The following is a 19141-nucleotide window of genomic DNA, read 5'->3' on the forward strand; positions in this document are numbered from 1 at the left end:
CTCGATAGCAATTCATGCTCGTGAGGATTGCGCGATGGTGCGTGCGGCACTTCGCGAAACGCAGCCAACCCTTTGCTGAATGCTTGCAGGAGCTTTTCAAAAGCTTGATGACAGGACGAAACGGTGGCCCTTATTTTTGATAAGGTCAGCAGCACGTTCAAGTTCTGTCGTATATGTTTTAAGCGCCTTTGCAGAACGCTCGTCGAACAGCTGATCAGCCATCCGCCTCGTTCTGTTGATCTCTATTTCAATCTCAGATTTGTTGAGCATTGGGAATCTCCAGCCCCCGCTTCGACCTTTAGATCTTTTCAGAAAATGGTTAATAATCTGTAAAGCTGCGGCGACAAAAATGGGAGAGGGTAAGCTATAACGCGTTCGCGGTCGCACCCCCTTGCAAGGCGACAAGAAAGAATCATTTCTTCCCGATCGTCACGCTTGTGCGCAGTTCTCTTGCTGGCTTAAAGTGGAGCGCGCGCTTTGCGTTAACCTGGACCGGTTCCCCAGTCTTTGGGTTGCGGCATAACCGTTCTTCGCGTTCACGAGTTGTGAATGTGCCGAAACGCCGCAGCTCGACACGCCCGCCCTCTGCCAACCGGTTGGTGATCTGCTCAAAAAAACAGGACACGACGGCGTCGATGACCGGAAGGGGTAATGTCGGGTTATCAGCGGAGACCGCCTGTACGAGATCAGATCGAAGCATGCTGTGTCACCCTTGCCGCGCGAACCCATACCACTACGCCCATCCCCGAGTCTCCATGTCTTCGCTGCATAGTAGATCGAACGTAACCCAAAGGGAGCATGTTCCGGAGCTCAACTTCAACAAGCGGTTGGCAGTACATTCCAATTGTCGATATTATTGGCCACGTAGCCTTTAAGAGATCGAAATTTCAGTATGCCGCTTGATGAAAATTCAGGAAAAACTACCTGTTAAACGTTCTCATCCACCCATCTAACAAACGCACTTTCCGCAAAACAATCGCACCTTGATTGAGGTGGCTGGCGTGGCGATTCTACCCGCCAGCTCTTACTGGTAGCTGTATGCGTGGTTAGGGCAGAGTTCATCGCGTACAAAGTTAATTACAAGAATAATTAGCGCGACTTTCAGTCGTCGCTTTTCGTCGTTAATATCTTTTTAATCGTGAAAGGGTAACTCGGCGTTGCACCAGTGGACGGGTGCTTGTGGCTAACGCTAGGTCGGGTAGGCCCTCCCGAAGCCCGACCTAGCGTTTCAATTTTTACCAAGTCGCGACATTCGCTTGCCGTTGATCGACCGGCCAAAGAGGCCCGCCTGTCGGTATGACATGCAGGCCGGGTGGCGGCGATGGGAGTATTGGTTCAGCCCCCTCGCGCCGTGTCGGCGGCACGGCAGTTGGCGACCTTGCCGCCGGTCAGCAGGAAGCGGAGCGGGGCGACCTTGGCCGTCGGTAAGGGTGTGGAGCTTGCTGTTGCGACCACCTCGACTGATCCCGATCGCTTGGACGAGCGCCCCCATTTTTCCACCGCCTGCCGAGCGGTGGGCTTTCAAGGGAATCCCGTTTATGGGTCCTGACCCTAGCTTTCACCAAATGTAAGTCCGATTGATCAAACTACTAAGTAATTCGTGTGCTTCGCTTGTGTTGAACCAGCTCTCCGGCTGAGAAAGGACGAGGCCAAGCGTGGCTAGTCGGACCAGCCGAAGGTTATCATCTGCTTCTTCTGCCATAGCACTTTGGAGGGTTGGATGGTCCATGCCGGCCGGTGCCCGGCTCGTCGCGATCACCGCAAGATCCTGTCTTAAATCCCGAAAGTCCCGCGTATTCGGGGTCATACTGCAGCGAACGAATGCGCGGGTCAGCCGCGCGACTACAACGTCATCTTCCTCCATCGCACGGAGCAACGTCCGCTCCAAATTGCTGCCAGGACGGGCCACAACGTACACAGGCGTTGAAAGAGGCCGCGTTTCAAATGACATTGAGATAACCGTTCGCGCCTGCTGCAACAGCGATGAACAAAGGCACCATGGCCAGCTGAAGCTCGCCATCGATCAAAAATGCGGTCGCCACTGTCATTGCAAGTGCCAAAAGAAGCCAGGATCCGGCAAAGCTCATGCCTGGGCGAAGCAACAGTCCTGCCGCAACCAAAGCGGCCCCTCCTCTCGCATAGAGAAGACTTGAGGGATACCGGTCTCGCCAAGCACCTCTTTCGAGCCAAGCTGGACGAACCAGCTCACAAAAGCCCCAACCGCCAACGCTTGCAGCAAGCACGAGGTTAAAGGCGTGGTATTCAACGTCAGACATGGCTTACTTCCCGGTATGCAGGCAGGAAGGGCAAGCAATGCGCAATAGGTGAGCATGCGCGCCAATCCAGACACTGCTGGTTCGACGCCGCGGCTGGGAAGATCCGCACAGAGGCGGAGGACCGAGACACCACCGGTCCACTCTATTTTCGGCACCGCTCTGCTAGCACAACGACCCATAAGTGCAAGCTCACGGGGACACCGAGGTAGCGTACCGCATGCAAATAGTAGTCAGTTGAGGCCGCCGCAGGAACCTGCTCTGGGTAGCTGAACCAGACCGAGCTGGATAAGCTATGCAGCCGCTCCGATCATTCGCAAATCACCATCCGTTTTGAGAAAAGCTGGCGGAATCGGGATGACAGCTAACGGCTATCGTCGGCCGCGACGCCCCAGTTGTAGACGTACCAAGAACGCTAAACGTTCGCCATCAGCGGACCGAGAACGTGGCTACATGCTTCGACGGACGATGCAGATCGTCGCGGGAAATGCTTTAGATTTTGCCTTCATCAATACCGCCTTAATTATGATTGGTTAGGACGTGAGGGATGGGCGTGGGTAAGAAAGTAGATCTTCACGATAGCCAGATCGATATCGATCTTGCCGAAAAACTTCGTCTGTTTGGCTTCAGCGACGCAGACACCCTGTTGGGTCACCACATTTGGCTGATCATAGAGCCTCATGTACGGCGTATTGCCGAAGCGGAGATCGACGGCTGGTACCGGCTGCTGCCAAACGCTCCTTACGCTGACCGCAATCACCGTCTTTCAATACCAATACGAGCCGTGCAGTCCCGGCTCTGCGATGTGCGCGGCGGAGAATGGGTAAACCACAGCGCAAGTCGGGTAGCCTCGGCGTTTGAGGCGAACGTCCCCCTTACAGCGATCCTGGCACTCGGGAGCACCACGACCGCGCTTGCTGTGGAAATCATGACTGACGAATACAACTGCTCGAAGGAGGAGCGGACAGCTATCAACCGGCTGTTCCTCCGTCTTCAGGCGGTGGAATGTGACGTCCTTGCAACCATCTACGCCGCACATGTTGACGGCGCCACGCAGCGTCAGCGTAACATAACTGCGGAAGCCTTTCGTAGCGGGATCGCAACGCTCGTCACCGACAGTTCGATCGAGGGATCCGATCTCCGCAAACAGACCGCAAGGACTGCAGTCGCAGCGCGCGGCGTGCTTGGTAAAGCCAGCGAAGTCGCTACCGCCGCCGAACAATCCGCCCTTGCGATGCGGGGGGCCGCTCAAACTGCCGCAGGCCTGATCCACGCGATCGAGGACGCGCGGAACCAGGTCGAAGATGCGGCCGAAATTGCTAGCCGCGCCAGTATTCAGGCGACCAAGGCGGTCGGCATGTCAAATGCGCTAAGCGAACATGCCACATCAATCGAGTCGATCTTAAGCTTGATTCGCGACATAGCCGGCCAGACTAACCTGCTCGCATTGAACGCGACGATCGAAGCGGCGCGCGCAGGTGATGCCGGACGCGGCTTCGCGGTAGTCGCACAGGAAGTCAAAAGCCTCGCCAAGCAGACTGCGTGTGCCACTGATGACATCGCCGCCCAGATCGCCGCGATCCAGTCCGCCACGCGTTCGACCGTCGACACCAACGCCTCAATCAAGGCGATTGTCGCCGAAATTCAGGTATCCGCGAACCGCATCCGCTATGCGATGGCAGCGCAGGCGCAGACCGTGACCGCAATCACGGCCGCCGTGGATGAAACGGCACTCGCCGCCAATTCGATGTCGAATACGATCGCGGCTATCCATGGGGATACCGAAACCGTCGCCGCCGAGATCGACACTGTCGGCTATGGCTTCGACCGGCTGGATGGACGACTAAACACCCTGAAGAACAGTGCCGACGACTTTTGTCGCCGAGTAGCGAGTTAATTTAGCCGCCGTAGCGGCGGGCTAAGCTGATCGCTGCTTGTGGGATTTCTGCCTGCTCAGACGGCGTTAGCGAACGCGAGTAAACCAACATACAGTTAGGGTTTGGGCGTTCGAGGAACCTCTGACAATCAACTAGAAAAGTTAAGGTGTTCAGGGTGAGTTTACGACGTCATCGCTATAGCCACCGAGGAAGGAAATTCAAATTGACTGATGAAACTACGAACGCCGTCGAGCTTGCTACAGAATTGACGATGGCATGGTTGTCCAACCCGAATACGCGCACGTCGGCGGAGGATGTCCCTGCATTCTTGAGGTCGATGCATGACGCAGTGATCGGTCTTTCGACTGCGCCGGCAGCAGCTGCCGCTGAGGAAGCGGCTCCCGAATTTACTGCTGCGGTCACGGCGCGGAAGTCGCTGGCAAATCCGGATGTCATTATCTCGATGATCGACGGGAAGCCCTACAAGACGCTTACGCGGCATCTCTCTACGAACGGCATGACGCCCGCTGAATATCGTGCGCGATATGGTTTGAAGGCCGATTATCCCATGACTGCACCCTCCTACTCGGCAATACGTCGCGATATGGCCAAGAAGATCGGTCTCGGTCGGAAGCCGGGCCAGAAAGCGCCCGTTAAGGCAGCGGCGCCCACATCGGTACCGAAGCGTGGTCGTCCCCCCAAGGAAGCCGAGCCTGCTTAAAGTGACAGGCGGCGAACATAACGGTTGTGTTCGCCGCCAGTAGGCACCGTCCTGACGTAGATGATCGTCCGCTAGTGGGCGATTTTGTTGAAAAACTCTGCAAGGGGGCAAAGTGGCTACCTCCGCACAACAATGACGCACAAGGTCCATCTCTAGGGCACCATAACTGCAACGAATGCGTTGTCTTTTTGCAATTATGCTTCCCGTGCAGGGCGGGTCATCGCGTTTGTGGGGGTTTCAACACAATCGGGCGAAAGCGACTGTCCCCTTTTCCACCCGAAAGCTGCCGTTGCAGAATCGACCGTTTTCTGCGCAGCGCCGTCGCCAGCCGATTCTCATAAAGACTTGTGTTTAAAGAATAACGGATGTTACCAATCTGGAGTTGTCAGGCCTTCCTATTGAAAATTAAGTGCTAGGTGTTTGGTCCCGGGGTGTGGCGATACGGGTCGATTTTGAATCGAGCTGGGTCTTCTGTCCAGATGCGTGCGACATATTCGTAGGGCGTGAGGCCGCGTAGCGTCTTGAGACGGCGCCCATGATTATAGGCGTCGATGAAGATCTGAAGATGGCGCCGAAGCTGGTCGTGGCTATCGTAATGGTAGCGTTTGACGGTGGCGTCCTTGATGGTGCGGTTCATCCGCTCGACCTGGCCGTTGGTCCACGGATGGTTGGGCTTGGTCAGTCGTTGCTCGATACCGTGCTCGCGGCAGATCTGGTCGAAGCGATGGATCCGGTATCGCGCGGTCCATCCATCGCGGTTGCGCGGAAGGTCGGCGAACTGGATGCCATTGTCGGTAAGAATGGTGTGGAGGTCGTAGGGCACTGCTTCGAGCAACGCTTCCAGGAACGCGACCGCGGTCGGCCGATCTGCCTTTTCATGGAGTTGAACAAAGGCAAACTTCGAGGTGCGATCGATTCCGACATAGAGGTGGAGCTTGCCCTCCTCGGTGCGGACCTCAGCGATATCTACGTGGAAGTAGCCGATCGGATATGCCTTGAACTTCTGCTTGGCGGGCTTTTCGCCAGTCATGTCGGGCAATCGGCTGATGCCATGACGCTGCAGGCATCGATGGAGCGCCGAGCGTGTGAGATGCGGGATCGTGGCTTGCAGCGCGTACAGGCAGTCGTCGAGCGGCAGCAGTGCGTGGCGGCGAAATGCCACAACCATCGCTTCCTCCTCAGCCGTAAGAACGGTGGAATGAATGGCCTTCGGCCCCATCGCGGCATCGGCGGTATGCGCCCGCTTGCGCCACTTCTGCACTGTCGTCGGACTGATCCCATGGCGCCGGGCGAGCGCCCTTACGCTCTCTTCACTCCGCTGTATCGCTCGACGGACTGCCTCAGTCGTCGTGGCGCTGCCGTGCAGAACCTGGCCCATAACTCCTCCCGCCCTGCGTGTCGGTCAATCGTACCACCACACCCCGGGATCAAACACCTAGATCTGCTAAGGACTCCTGTTTCGAAGCTCAGGTTTTTAAAACGCCGCCGGCAACTGGACCGGCGGCATTTTTAGAAATGTTCTACAAATTGACTTAGCGCTAGAAATTCAAGCGTAGGTCACTGTTGAGTGAACCTTCGACCGACGACGCATTGCAAAGCCAACTGCGCCAAAGCCGACCAACATCATTGCCCACGTCGCCGTTTCGGGTACCGCGCCGGCTACTGCCGCCGGGGATATCGTCAGGCTGGCATTGCCAAAGAACGGATTAATCAAGACAAAGCTACCGACTGAGAAGGTCGGCGCATTTGCCGGACCGGAAAACAAGGTCGGTCCTGAGAACTGTGAAAAACCTACGTTCGCGGCGTTGATGTTCAACGAAGCGAACAGGCCGTTCCCAAACCCGATATTGTCGGCGGTTCCTGCAATACCGCCAAAAACACCAGACACATTCTTAAAGGCAATCTGATCAGAGCCGAGAAAGCTGCTAAACGTATCCGGTGTTGGATTAGAATCGAGCTGGAACACTGCTGTGCCTGAAGGACCGGAAAAGTTAAAAACCAGCGGTGCTGCGTATGCGGGCGAAGCCATGCCAACGATTGCAGCCGACAAACACAATGCTACTTTTTTCATATCCACTCCCCGCCTCCTAAAACCGCGAATCACGGAAGGATAGCGTCGAAGGTACGTCCGATTTTAGAGATAGTTGCTAAGTGGTTAAAAAAACAAAAGTTGTTACGCGACGTCGGTGGTGATCGGCTCTTCCCCGTTAGTAGTAATTTCCTGCTTACGTCATACCCCAACCCATCGGATTGGAGTCTATTGGATTGATGCCGGCTTCGTACCAGGCGACCAGCCCTGCACTCGTCAGTGTCGGAGGTGGGAAGGTCCCAGCCCCGATCCGCCGGTCTTGCAAGCGAGGCGGATGCTGGGTGAATGAGAGAGTCCGCGTCTGCGCTCAATAAGCGCTTTCATTCCATGAATGGATCCCTGTCGGGAAAGGCGGCACTTTTGGCTACGTCAGCTATCCGCATCCGCCTGTTCATCCCCGCAGTGACATACGGTTACCGGAAGCAATGATTCGATAAGGAGCTACTGGTAGTGGAGGGCAACGACGCCAACCTACAGCTTTGAAGTTGACCCGACCCTCAGTCTGGTCACCTGTCACATGGCGGGCTTCTACGAGCCCGCAGATGTAGCGGAATTCGCTGCGGCGCGAGATTTGGCGCATCAGCAGCTGCGCTGCGGGCCGAACCATGACCTGCCCCCGTCGAGTGGACCGGGTTGATTGTTAGTGGATTATGCTCGCCACCGCCACATCCGGGCGGAGGTGGAGCGAAGCGGAACCGGAGGCCGGATATGGCGGTGAGGCTCCCTCCGGGGCCGGTGGTCGGTAGCCCAGGCTGCTGTGCGGACGGACCGTGTTGTAATGTCGCCGCCATGCTTCGATCAGCACCTTCGCCTCGGCGAGGCTGTAGAAGATCTCGCCGTTGAGTAGTTCGTCGCGTAGCGACCCGTTGAAGCTTTCATTATAGCCATTCTCCCATGGTGATCCCGGTGCGATGTAAATCGTCTTCACGCCGATCTGCCCGAGCCATTGCTGCACGGCATTGGCGATAAATTCGGCGCCATTGTCCGACCGGATATGTGCAGGTGGCCCCCGTGTGACGAACAGGTCGGCCAAAGCCGCCAGCACGTCTTCATGTTTGAGCTGCCGTGCCACAATGAGCGCCAAACACTCGCGACTGGCCTCGTCGATGATGGTCAGGATGCGGAACTTGCGACCATCATGCGTGCGGCCTTCGACGAAGTCGTACGCCCACACATGCCCCGGATATTCCGGGCGCAGTTGGATGCACGAGCCGTCGTTCAACCACAGCCGCCCACGCTTTGGCTGACGTTGCGGGACCTTGAGCCCCTCGCGCCGCCAAATCCGCTCGACCCGTTTATGGTTCACCGTCCAGCCCGCATGGCAGAGCAACGCGGTCACCCGGCGATAGCCGTAGCGACCATATTGCTTCGCCAACGCGATGATGTCTTCCGACAGCGCCTGTTCGTCATCTGCCCCGCGCGGCACCTTGCGCTGCGTCGATCGATGCTGGCCCAGCACCCGACAGATCCGTCGCTCGGACACCGGAAGCTCTCGTTGCACATGATCAATACAGCGTCGTCGCCGCGCGGGGCTCAGAAGTTTCCCCGGGCAGCCTCCTGCAAAATCAGCTTGTCCAGCGTCAAGTCCGAGATCGCTCGCCGAAGCCGAAGGTTCTCCTTCTCCAAATCCTTCATCCGCCTCGCCTGGTCGGTCTTCAGACCGCCATATTCCTTGCGCCAGCGATAGTAGGTCTGCTCGCTGACCGCGATCCGCCGACACGCTTCGGCCGTCGATGACCCCTGTGCCAGCACGATCTCAACTTCACGCAGCTTCCCGATGATCTCTTCCGGCTTGTGCTTCTTGCTCGGCATTCGTCGTCCCTTTCGTGGTCCAGACTATCATAGTCTCTGGGCCACTCAGCGGGGGGCAGATCAAGAGATGCGCAGCGCTTGCCGGCGGGCCAAGACTCCGTCGGTATACATCGCGACACGCCGGTGAACCGGCGGGTAAGTGTTGAATGGTAACTTCGGATTGCTAAGCGGCTAACAGACTTCGGACTTCGTTTTCCAGAGTCTGTAACGTGAACGGTTTCTGTAGAAAGCGGTCTGCAAGACCAGTGCGCTGGATGCTTTCCCCAGTGTAGCCTGAAATGATAATCGTCCGAAGGTGGGGGCGGTCGGCGAGCGCTTTTCGAACTAAGTCGAAACCATTTATAGCTCCAGGCATTCTGACGTCTGTTACAATAAGGTCAATGTGAGTCACGCCTTGCACGATCTTGAATGCGTCATCGCCGCTGGCTGCCAGGATTACCTTGTAGCCCACGGTCTCGAGTTGATCCCCGATCAACGTTCGTATCCTTTCCTCGTCATCGACGACGAGGATAACCCAACGGTCACAAGACATCGTCTGAGTTCCCAACGTTTTCTAAAATACATACTGAACCTAGGATGGTGAGCATGGCTAGTGGCAAACTGTTGATCGTAGGTGACAACGCGCTAGTCCGTCAGATGATAGCGAGCCTTGCGCGCGAACTAGGCCTGTCCGTGATTGAAGCAGCTTCGATCGACGCTGCACAGGCGCCGCTTGCTGACGGCGATATCGATATGCTGCTTTGTGATGATGACCTAGGCACTGGCGTGTCAGGCGTTCAATTTATCGCCAGCAATCCGTTGCAGATGCCGGCGACCGTTGTGCTGATGTCCGGTAATCCGAAACCGAATGGGCTGCCAGAAGGTATACGGTATCTCTGCAAGCCCTTTACGATCGGGCAACTAGAAGGGGAGTTATTAGCTTAAAGACCGATAACCGAGGCGTGACGCAAAACTTTAGCTTTGCATCACGGACGTCCGACTTGGGTGGGGGTTGCGTAAGAACGGTGACGAAGCGTCGCTGATTGAGACGCGCGTGAACGCAGTGTTAAGGCCTGCATCGCTGCTATCAGTCCCGGCACACCAACCAGAGCGATGGCGCGCTTGGTGTTGTATGCGAGGAGCTGGAGGCTCAACTCGGTTCCGACGTTCCTCAGTGTTCGCGTCTTGAAATAGCTTTGCCCCACCCGGTCCTTGAGAGTGCCGAAGACGTGCTCGAGCGCGCGTGCGCGATAGCTGTCTCAAGCTTCCCACTAAAAATGTCGGCAAAATCCAGTAGGCTCTCGTCTTCAAGTTCTATGATGGACAACTCTATCTGCGTAAGACGCTTCATTGCGCCCGCGTTTTGCTGCGCCTCCCGCTTCATCCGTATTTATAACATGAGATCATCGTACCACCAATGGCATGCATGTGGCAGATCCCCAAAACTCGGCGCCCTCGTGTCGCGAATGTTCTAACTTTCTGCCGTCGCATATGTCCCGCCTTTGGCGACAGCGAGAAGGTAGCGTCTCTGTTCTCCTCATTGTTGATCCAACTATGGGAACCTACCAAGCGAGTTCGTCGCCTTGATAGTCGGCAAAGCGAAAGGTAGGATGGTCCAGCGCCCTCTCGATGACGGCACTCAACCCAGCCACGCTCTGCCTGATCGTGACTGGCGCATTGCTGCCGCCCATCTCTGTCTGAACCCAACCGGGATGTAACAGCAGCACAGCGATGTCGGCAGGAAGCGCATCCTTGACGGCGAACGATCGGGAAAGCGCGTTCAGCGCCGCCTTACTGGCGCGATAGAGTTCCATGTCTCCCTCGGCATTGAGCGCAATACTGGCGGTACGCGACGACATGAAGGCGATCACGCCACCCCGTCGCACCAGCGGCAGCAACCGGCGGGCAAGGCGGACAGGCGCAATGGCGTTGGTCCAGAACAACTCCGCCGTCTCTTCACATTCGACCTGTGCGACATCTTGATGCGCGGGGCCGAAAATGCCCGCGTTCACGATGAGTGCGTCCAACTCGCCAGGGCAGACGACCGCTTCGAGCGCGCGTCCCGCATCGGGATCCGAAAGGTCCAGCACGACGGATCGGCCGTCACCCGTCGGGCCGGATCCATGTGGATCCCGCACAGTCCCCGTGACAGCCGTTCCACGGCGGGCAAGCTCCTCGACCAACGCTTTGCCGATCCCGCGCGAGGCGCCGACCACCACAGCCCTGCGTAACCCCGTCATCTCTCACGCACCTTCATTTAGGCTAGCATCGACGCTCCACGCACCGCCGCCGGCGAAAGCAAGATATAGGAACAGGAAGGTGTAGAGGATCGCTTCGCTGCCGCCGTTCACGCCCGGCCAGAAACCCGATGGCAAGTGACCGATGAAATAGGCTGCCGCCATCTCGCCTGACGCGATGAACGCCGTAACGCGTGTGAACAGCCCCAGCGTCAGGAAAAGACCCAGGATGAGTTCGAGACCACCGGCGGCGACCAGCATAACCGGCAGCGGGTCGGGAACACCGGGCTGGGCTACGGGGAAGTGGAACAGCTTCATCAGACCGTGCTCCAAGAAGAGCAAGGCTGCAACGATGCGCAGAATGCTGAGCATGCGGGGAGACCAGGAAACCATATGTCACTCCTACGAGGAACCGAGCTGTTACGACTGCGCCTCGGCAATGCCTGAAGACCAGGCAAGAGCCGTCACCATATATGCAAGCGGGGTGGTTGCCCGCTAGCAATTCGATTAAGGCTCGTCCGCTTCCAAGCTTATCGTTCGTGACGCCGAGTTCCGACGATTAGACGCAAGCCGATTGAGCTTGTCGCGGAAGTGCTAAGTTTCGAACGTCGCGCATGTCGCCGCTTTTGCGACAGTGGAGTGTCTGACCTGGTCGAGAGCGGAACGGCGGCTTTCGGGAAGGCGGGTGGCAATAGCCGACGTTGCGGGGCTACCGCCTTTTCCAAAAGGGATGCTGTTTTGGGAAAGCATGACCAGCTAAACGTAAACTAGCGGCTGGCCGTAAGGGTAGCAAGACTTGCTCCTAGTTCCGCGCTTCTGAATGGCTTCGTAAGACGGGGTAGGTTCGGGGCAATACCTTCTGTTTCAGCGTAGCCCGATACGATCAGCACTGGTAGGTTTGGCTTCGTCTTTCGCAAGGCACGAACGAGATCCACCCCAGTCATCCCCGGCATAGGATGATCGGTGACCAACAGATCAGGGTCAAGGCCTTCGCCAACTTGCTTCAAGGCTTCTTCGCCCGACACCGCCGAGCGCACAACATACCCTAATTCTTCGAGCATATCGGCAGTGCTGGCTCGCACCACTTCCTCGTCATCGACAAGAAGTACGACTCCCGAAGCCTTACCTGGTTTGAAAGGATGTTGAGCAACCGCCCCGTCGTCTACAACGGCCGCACTGATCGGTAACCACAGGTCAATGTTAGTACCGACACCCTGTCGGCTTTGAATGGTGAGTGCACCCCCAAGCTGCGCTGCCAAACCATGTGCCATCGACAGTCCGAGACCGGTACCCTTGCCAACGCCTTTGGTCGAAAAGAACGGCTCGGCAGCCCGCGCGAGCGTTGCTTCGTCCATCCCCAAACCAGTATCTGCAACCGAAAGTCGGACATAGTGCCCGGGTTTAAGTATGCCGCGCGGATTACGAACGCTTTCACGGGTGGCACTGATCCGCAGCGTGCCGCCATCCGGCATCGCGTCGCGGGCATTCACGCCAAGATTTAAGAGCGCCATCTCGAGCTAATTCGGATCGGCGTTCGCTGGCGGTAATTCATCTGCCACGTCTACCACGACGTCCACCTGCGGCCCGGTGGTGCTTGCAAGTAGCTCCGCCATCCCCTTCACAAGACCCGCAATATCGACTGCGACGGGTTGGAGTGGCTGACGCCGGGCAAATGCGAGAAGTCGCTGAACCAGAGTTCTGGCGCGGTCGGCGGATTGAATCGCGCCAGCGATCAGTCGTTGCTCTCGCTCTCCTCCCACGCCTTTGCGCTGAAGCAGGTCGAGCGCCCCGACGATCGGCGTCAGCAGATTATTGAAGTCATGGGCGACGCCGCCAGTAAGGCTTCCCATCGCCTCCATTTTCTGACTTTGACGCAAAGCGTCCTCAGCTTCCTGAAGTTTGGCGGTGCGTTCGGCTACACGCGTTTCGAGCGTCTCATTCACATCGCGGATCTGTTCTTCGAGCCGCTTACGTTCGGTAATGTCGATGGCTGTGCCAATTACCCGAGTGCAATCCCCGTCAGCGTTGAACAGGCCGCGGCCTTTGGCAGCAACCCAGCGGATAATGCCGTCTTCCTTGCCTACCGTCCGATATTCAACGTCGTAGAATGCGCGTAGATCGGGATCGCTCGCAGCTTCATAGGCCTCGCGAGTTGCTCTCTGGTCATCAGGATGAACGCCGTTGTGGTAGTCGTCCAGCGTTACGGGGACATCCAGGGATATCCCGAACATCGCCTTGACCCGTGGCGGCCAGAACATGCTGCCGGTGAGATGATTGACGTCCCACTCGCCGATCTCACCGATGTCGATCGCAAGGCGCAACTGCTCTTCTTTGAAGGCTAGCTGCGCTTCATGCTCACGGCGGTCATCAATATCGATAAGCGAGCCGACGTAGCCGAGATATCGGCCGGCGTCGTCAAACCTTGCGGCTGCGGTATCGATCGTCCACCGGTAAACTCCATCAGCCGCGCGTAAGCGGAACTCAGTCCGGTAATCTTGCTGTTCGTTATTAGCTAAGACAAAAGCCGCCTCCGCCGCGGGTCTGTCGTCGGGGTGGACCGCATCAAGCCAGCCATAACCTTCACCCGCGCCCGGTGCTTGACCCGTAAATTCGTACCACCGGGCGTTCAAATGAATACAAAAGCCGCTGGGGTCGGTGACCCACATCATGACGGGTGCGCGATCAGCCATGGTACGAAAACGCGCTTCGCTTTCACGAAGCGCTGCTTCGGCATTTTTCTGCTCGGTGATGTCAGAGGCCGCCTCCATCCATCCCGCGATGTTTCGCTCGGCGTCGAACATCGGCACTGCGCGTGAAAAGGCCCAGCCTACGGAGCCATCGATTGACGGGCAGTCCCCTTGGTCGATAACTACGTGATGCCATTAGACTTTGGTTTTATAGTCCATGTACGCTAGTGAAATGTTAATCATCAAGCAGAGATAAATGGCTTCGGAGTTATTCAGGAGTTTTCTTTGTTTCCGATCCTATCCCTCCTTATGCTTTCCCTGGACCAAGACCCTGTGCTCGCAACGAAGAACGATCTGTCGCAGGAAGCCGCTACCGCGATATGCTCAAGTAGAAAAGTTGACTTAACGGTTAGTTATACCGTTGATGGAGTCCTTCGCACGACAACGATCTATGAAAACGCTTCATGCCGTCCTAAGCGGTTAAGCCCTGTCAGACCGTCGAAGCGGGCACGACGGATATGACAATGGCGTTAGTCGTTGTATGCAAGCCGTCAGTTTCACTTCGCAGGTTCTTGCGGTATGTCTTATTCGCATCCACGCTGATCGCTGCCGTGCTGGCACGACCAGCCGCAGCTTGCACCGTGAGCACTAGCTTTAGCTCTAATCTGGGAACCTATTCGCCGGCAGCGGTAAAGGCCAAGGCCGTTCCTACGATAAAGAGCCGTGCAGGATTACAGTGTAATTCCGCCCTCTTGGTGCTTCTCAGTGATGACAACATAAAGGCAAAGTTTTCAAGCCAGAATGGCCTTAAACTTTTAGCTACCTCAGGGGTATTCAGCGTTGGATATAAGGCGTCGGCTGACCCGAGTGGCACATTTGCCTTCTCGCAAAATTCAACTATCGATTATATGCAAAACAACCTGTTGAACTTGTTGGGACTGTTGGGTTCCAGTTCTGCAGATTTACCATTTTTCATAACACCAAACGAAGCGTTATTTCCGCCTGAAGGTGTCTATAAAGACAGAATTACGATTTTCTGGAGTTGGAAAATCTGCCCGAGTGGGATCAGCCTGCTCGGTGCGTGCGTCGGCGGTGCCGAGAGTGGGACTGGCACTTCGGTAATCGATGTAACTCTTAATGTCGCGGCGCAGAACCCTACGATCTCGATATTATCGACATCAACGTGGGACCCTGTCGATGGGACGTCTCGACCAAAAGCGTTGCCAGGAGCCAAGCGCCGGGTGACAATGACCGTGGTCAATCCTGATATCGTTCCGCTAGACGTAGGTGCCGTAATCGTTGTTGTACCTTCGCCGGTAGGTACTGCTATCGCGTTGGATGGGGATGGAGCAAGCGGCGGATCTGCCATCACAATAGCCGAGGGTTCGCCCGCGTCTACTTTGACAATGCGTTACTCTGGTCCTGATGACATGACGGATGACGTGGACTTTTCGTCAGACGCCGGGCAATCTTGGAGCTATGCACCAATAGTAGGAAATGCAGTCTCTCAATCGGCAGTTACTCATGTACGAATTCGCGCAAGAGGGACGATGGCAAAGCAGTCTACATTCTCTGTCTCTGTGCCTTACCTTATTCGTTAGTAAAAAAAGTTACGGTAAAAGCTGCTAGATAGACTTTTAAAACGGTGATATCAGATAATCGCGACTTGAACAGCGTGGTGAAACGGGGAGGGACTCTCGTGTTGCAGCGACGTGCGGTAGTTTTTGGCATTTTAGGCGCCCTCACACCGATGAGCCGGGCCGTTGCATCTGCTTGCATCGAGCCTACGCAAATTTTGATAGTGCCGGTCATGCACAAACTGCATCAGGGCAACGCCTTGTACGGCTACTCGGACATATACCGGCTGGTGGCCGAGTTCCGACCCGATCAAGTGGGGGTGGAAATACGCCAAGAAGACCTTGATCGTGGCGATGACTACCTCGCTCGCAACTACCCCGCCGAAATGGTGCATCTCGCGAAAATATATGAATCGCGGGTGTTCGGCTTCGACTGGCTGGGTGATGATCTGGCGGGGAAGGCCGTTCCCGATGACTGGTGGAAGAAGCACAGTCGGGTGAAACAGCTGGAACGCTCGATGGACGCCGCTCCACAGGACCGAACGCCAAACGACCGACGTCTTTCAGCCCAGCTTGCCTCTCTGAGTGAGCGACAGGAGCAGATAGCCGTGACCGCCACGGCAACAACGTTGGCCGACGGGCGCTACGACGCGGTTACGGCAGAATATTACGCCACGCTGAAGCACCTGACGGACGGTACGCAATACAGCGTCATTTCGCAATTCTATGCGGCGCGTGACAAGCATCTGAACGACAATGTCATTCATTGCCTTCATGGAATGAAGGGCTGCAGGGTCGCAATCGTCACGGGAATGGATCACCACGGCCCCATGATGAAGGCGATCGAGCATCGCAGGGATTGCGTACGGCTGCGGCCTGTCTTTTAAGCCGCTTTTCTAACTCCGGTTGAGAACTCATAGCGGGACAGTCGCCCAGGAGACTGCGGGAACGGTCGCCCGGGGCACCTGCTTTTCCAAAATCTGGCCCCGATTGCTCTTACCAAAATGGCAGGTCGGAGACGGAGAAACGGGAAAGATCGCGCCTAACGAATGGCTGCTTTCGGGAGCCTGGGTTGCCAGCTTAAACGTCCGGGTTGGGCGGTAGCCGTCATACGGTCCGCATTGCCCCAACAGCTCAAAGGCTGATTTCGCGCCGGGCCATTTCAGCAAAGGCATACTGCGCGATGGCCGTCTGGGATCTCTCTCTAAAAATGTCGGCAAGATCGAGCAGGTCCTCGTCTCCGAGTTCTATGATCGACATTTCAATCTGCGAGAGACGCTTCATCGCGCCCGCGTTCTGCGCTGCTTCCCGCTTCATCCGTATTTTCAGCATACGATCATCGTACCACCAATGCCATGCGTGCGGCAGATCCCCAAAACTCGGCGCCCTCGTGTCGCGAATGTTCTAAATTTAGCGACAGCTGTGACCACGCCGACGGCTGACTGAAGAGCGATCATCGGGCTGTCGCAAATGTCCGTTCCAAAAAGAAGCGGTTTCAATGCACATTTGCGACAGCGAACGGTGGTGTACTTATGACCCAGAATCGGTCACTCACGCAAGTCCTGCGGTTCCCACAACGGACGTTGGTTCATGGCCGCGGGTGAATGTTTCGGAGGTCGGCTGGCCCGTCGCCGGACAGCGACAAAGCATGAACAGTAAGTCGTTCGGCTCGGGGGATATCCGCCCGAAGCGGTAAGTCACTGACAGCATCCGCCGATGGCAATGGCACAAAGGCATGAGGCCATCTAAAATGAATAGTTTGAGTGGCTTGCGCCTTCTCCCTCCCCTATAGATCGCGGGGGAGCACGGCGTACTACACCTGGCGCCCCGCTATGGATCGAAATGCGTCGCATGGAAGCTGCACAACAGGAAATTCTGCGGCTGACAGCAGCTAACGAGCGGTTGCAGGCGGCACTGGACGGCTCCGGTATGGTCGGTCTGTGGGACTGGATGGTCGAAACAGACTTACTGCACGGCGATGCCAATTTTGCGCGGCTCTACGGACTTGACGTCGGGCGGACCGCGCTGGGGCTTACCGAAGCGGAGTACCAGACGCACGTTTTTCCGGAGGATCTGGTCCTATTACACACCAAGATCCGGGACGTCTTCGATAGAGGCGCCGACTTCTTGATCAACTATCGTCTCGCGCTGCCTCTTGAGGTGGTGCGCTGGGTGGAATGCAAGGGCCAGATGATTGCAGACGAGAGCGGTCAGCCCGTCCGCTTCTCGGGTACCGCAATCGACATTACCGAACGGCGTAAGGCCGAGGAAGCGCTACAGCATCTCAACGCGGTCTTGGAGCAGCGGGTTCTGGAGCATTCTGATAAACTCGATTTCTTCTGGAGCGTGTCACCTGACCTGCTGCTGATGATCGGTTTCGACGGCATCTTCCGGCGCGTGAACCCGGCCTGGACAACCCTACTGGGCTATGAGCCCGAAGAACTTGTCGGGCACCATATCAACGAGTTCGTGCTTCCCGACTTCCACGAGGCGATCGATGAGGCGCTAGAGGTCGTCGGAGGCGGTGATCAGGTGCGCGTCGTCAATCGCTACCGCCACAAGTACGGCGAGCCTAGATGGTTCTCTTGGGTGGCCGCCCCCAGCGGCGATCTCACCTATGCGACCGGCCGCGAAGTCACCGCAGAAGTTACAGCACGAGAGACGTTGCGCCGAACCGAGGAAGCACTGCGACAATCGCAGAAGGTCGAAGCAATCGGTCAGCTGACCGGTGGAGTTGCGCACGACTTCAACAATCTGCTGACCGTCATCCAAGGCTCGGTAGACCTACTCCGGCGACCAGACCTCCCCGAAGATAAGCGAGCGCGCTACATCGACGCGATCGCCGATACCGCAGAACGGGCTACCCGCCTAACTAGTCAGCTGCTGGCATTCGCACGGCGGTCGCCCCTCAAGGCGCAGATCTTCGATGCGATGGAGAACCTGGCAGCCCTGGCCTCGATCCTACCGACCCTGACGGGCCCAAGGATGGAAACCATCTATGATCTCGGTGAGGCGCCGCATTGGGTAATTACCGATCCCAGCCAGTTCGACACTGCGATCATCAACATGGCGGTCAACGCGCGTGACGCCATGACCCGAGAAGGTAAGTTGACGGTAGGCATCAAGGCGGTCGACCGACTGCCTGCAATCCGAGGCCACGATCCGGTTGAGGGGCGGTATGTGGCAATATCAATCTCCGATACCGGCAGTGGCATCGCCAATGACAAGATTGAGCATATCTTTGAACCCTTCTTTACAACCAAAGGCGTTGGCCACGGAACGGGCCTCGGTCTCAGCCAGGTGTTCGGATTTGCCAAGCAGAGCCACGGTGATGTTGCCGTTCAGAGCGAGCTAGGCCGCGGCACCACCTTCACGCTGTACCTGCCAGCGGCAGAACCGGAACCCCAACGGGCTGATGCACCAATCGCAAAGAAGGCGCTTCATCAGGGAGCACAGGTCCTCGTCGTCGAGGACAATCGTGAGGTTGGCGAGTTTGCTACACAAGCGTTGACCGAGCTTGGCTATCGCTCGTTGTGGAAGGCCAATGCTGATGACGCACTCGCTACGTTGGCCGGAGCGCCGGACGCTTTTGACGTCGTGTTCTCCGACATAGTCATGCCAGGGCGTTCGGGGATCGAACTTGCGGCAGAGATATATCGCCTTTATCCAACGCTGCCAGTAGTGCTTGCCAGCGGGTATAGCGACATGATCGTTGAGCATGGGTCGGGCGGACTGCCTCTCGTCCATAAACCTTATTCCATCGACGAGCTTGCAGCAGTCCTGCAGTTGGTGTCCAAAACATGAGTTGTCTCGATCGCTAACGCGCAAGCGGGCTAAATCCGTTGGCGATTTCCTATGCTCGAAGTTTTGACCCACAACCGGACGTTCA

At 56.8% G+C, this 19141-nt stretch carries 17 protein-coding genes and 2 pseudogenes; 6 read left to right on the forward strand and 13 right to left on the reverse strand.

The features are described 5' to 3' along the window. Positions 1-412 precede the first annotated feature (412 nt). From QBJ92_RS19505 to QBJ92_RS20690, 4 genes and pseudogenes are all read right to left on the reverse strand, one after another. Complete coding sequence (locus tag QBJ92_RS19505; protein WP_277971350.1) at positions 413-700, reverse strand: HU family DNA-binding protein; 288 nt, start codon at positions 698-700, stop codon at positions 413-415. 653 nt (positions 701-1353) lie between these two features. After that, positions 1354-1522 (reverse strand): annotated as a pseudogene (locus QBJ92_RS19510) (IS5/IS1182 family transposase); the annotation flags it as partial. Positions 1523-1940: 418 nt separating this feature from the next. Then, positions 1941-2276, reverse strand: a complete 336-nt coding sequence (locus QBJ92_RS19515) for a hypothetical protein (RefSeq protein WP_277971351.1) — start codon at positions 2274-2276, stop codon at positions 1941-1943. 318 nt (positions 2277-2594) lie between these two features. Continuing rightward, a pseudogene (locus QBJ92_RS20690) lies at positions 2595-2687 on the reverse strand (Vmc-like lipoprotein signal peptide domain-containing protein); the annotation flags it as partial. Positions 2688-2820: 133 nt separating this feature from the next. Here QBJ92_RS20690 and QBJ92_RS19520 point away from each other — a divergent pair. Both QBJ92_RS19520 and QBJ92_RS19525 read left to right on the forward strand, forming a co-directional pair. Then, a complete protein-coding gene (locus QBJ92_RS19520) occupies positions 2821-4170 on the forward strand; it encodes a methyl-accepting chemotaxis protein (RefSeq protein ID WP_277971352.1) in 1350 nt (449 codons plus the stop codon). A 203-nt stretch (positions 4171-4373) separates the two neighbouring features. Next, positions 4374-4871, forward strand: coding sequence for a MucR family transcriptional regulator (locus QBJ92_RS19525; RefSeq protein WP_277971353.1), 498 nt, complete (start codon positions 4374-4376; stop codon positions 4869-4871). A 412-nt stretch (positions 4872-5283) separates the two neighbouring features. Here QBJ92_RS19525 and QBJ92_RS19530 read toward each other — a convergent pair whose 3' ends face one another. The 4 genes from QBJ92_RS19530 to QBJ92_RS19545 form a co-directional block, all read right to left on the reverse strand. Continuing rightward, positions 5284-6249 (reverse strand): IS481 family transposase, encoded by a 966-nt coding sequence (locus QBJ92_RS19530; protein WP_277971354.1) that lies wholly within the window; start codon positions 6247-6249, stop codon positions 5284-5286. A 168-nt stretch (positions 6250-6417) separates the two neighbouring features. Continuing rightward, entirely contained in the window at positions 6418-6942 is a 525-nt protein-coding gene (locus QBJ92_RS19535) for a PEPxxWA-CTERM sorting domain-containing protein (RefSeq protein ID WP_277971355.1), read from the reverse strand. Positions 6943-7600: 658 nt separating this feature from the next. Next, a protein-coding gene (locus tag QBJ92_RS19540) for an IS3 family transposase (protein ID WP_277971356.1) occupies positions 7601-8772 on the reverse strand; the annotation gives its coding sequence in 2 pieces (ribosomal slippage) (positions 7601-8508 and positions 8508-8772; 1173 coding nt in all). Positions 8773-8935: 163 nt separating this feature from the next. After that, the gene (locus tag QBJ92_RS19545; protein ID WP_277971357.1) at positions 8936-9304 is read right to left on the reverse strand and encodes a response regulator; all 369 of its coding nucleotides are present in this window, start codon (positions 9302-9304) and stop codon (positions 8936-8938) included. A gap of 53 nt (positions 9305-9357) precedes the next feature. Between QBJ92_RS19545 and QBJ92_RS19550 the strand changes: the two genes are divergently transcribed. Next, positions 9358-9696, forward strand: a complete 339-nt coding sequence (locus QBJ92_RS19550; protein WP_277971358.1) for a response regulator — start codon at positions 9358-9360, stop codon at positions 9694-9696. Between the two features lie 617 nt (positions 9697-10313). Here QBJ92_RS19550 and QBJ92_RS19555 read toward each other — a convergent pair. The 4 genes from QBJ92_RS19555 to QBJ92_RS20700 all read right to left on the reverse strand — a co-directional run bounded on the left by QBJ92_RS19555 (position 10314) and on the right by QBJ92_RS20700 (position 13789). Further along, entirely contained in the window at positions 10314-10991 is a 678-nt protein-coding gene (locus QBJ92_RS19555) for an SDR family NAD(P)-dependent oxidoreductase (protein WP_277971359.1), read from the reverse strand. 3 nt (positions 10992-10994) lie between these two features. Beyond that, positions 10995-11360, reverse strand: a complete 366-nt coding sequence (locus QBJ92_RS19560; RefSeq protein WP_277971360.1) for a DoxX family protein — start codon at positions 11358-11360, stop codon at positions 10995-10997. Positions 11361-11755: 395 nt separating this feature from the next. Continuing rightward, positions 11756-12499 (reverse strand): response regulator, encoded by a 744-nt coding sequence (locus tag QBJ92_RS20695; protein ID WP_431358439.1) that lies wholly within the window; start codon positions 12497-12499, stop codon positions 11756-11758. Positions 12500-12505: 6 nt separating this feature from the next. Next, complete coding sequence (locus tag QBJ92_RS20700; RefSeq protein WP_431358440.1) at positions 12506-13789, reverse strand: PAS domain-containing protein; 1284 nt, start codon at positions 13787-13789, stop codon at positions 12506-12508. A 410-nt stretch (positions 13790-14199) separates the two neighbouring features. On the opposite strand from QBJ92_RS20700, the gene QBJ92_RS19575 reads away from it, so the two are divergent. Both QBJ92_RS19575 and QBJ92_RS19580 read left to right on the forward strand, forming a co-directional pair. Next, positions 14200-15276, forward strand: a complete 1077-nt coding sequence (locus QBJ92_RS19575; protein WP_277971361.1) for a protein CsuE — start codon at positions 14200-14202, stop codon at positions 15274-15276. A 149-nt stretch (positions 15277-15425) separates the two neighbouring features. Next, positions 15426-16139 (forward strand): hypothetical protein, encoded by a 714-nt coding sequence (locus tag QBJ92_RS19580; RefSeq protein ID WP_277971362.1) that lies wholly within the window; start codon positions 15426-15428, stop codon positions 16137-16139. Between the two features lie 247 nt (positions 16140-16386). Here QBJ92_RS19580 and QBJ92_RS19585 read toward each other — a convergent pair whose 3' ends face one another. After that, complete coding sequence (locus QBJ92_RS19585) at positions 16387-16569, reverse strand: hypothetical protein (RefSeq protein WP_277971363.1); 183 nt, start codon at positions 16567-16569, stop codon at positions 16387-16389. A gap of 534 nt (positions 16570-17103) precedes the next feature. Here QBJ92_RS19585 and QBJ92_RS19590 point away from each other — a divergent pair. Further along, complete coding sequence (locus tag QBJ92_RS19590; RefSeq protein WP_277971364.1) at positions 17104-19056, forward strand: hybrid sensor histidine kinase/response regulator; 1953 nt, start codon at positions 17104-17106, stop codon at positions 19054-19056. Positions 19057-19141 lie beyond the last annotated feature (85 nt).

It is taken from the genome of Sphingomonas echinoides, from assembly GCF_029623395.1.
GTDB classification, from domain to species: domain Bacteria; phylum Pseudomonadota; class Alphaproteobacteria; order Sphingomonadales; family Sphingomonadaceae; genus Sphingomonas; species Sphingomonas echinoides_A.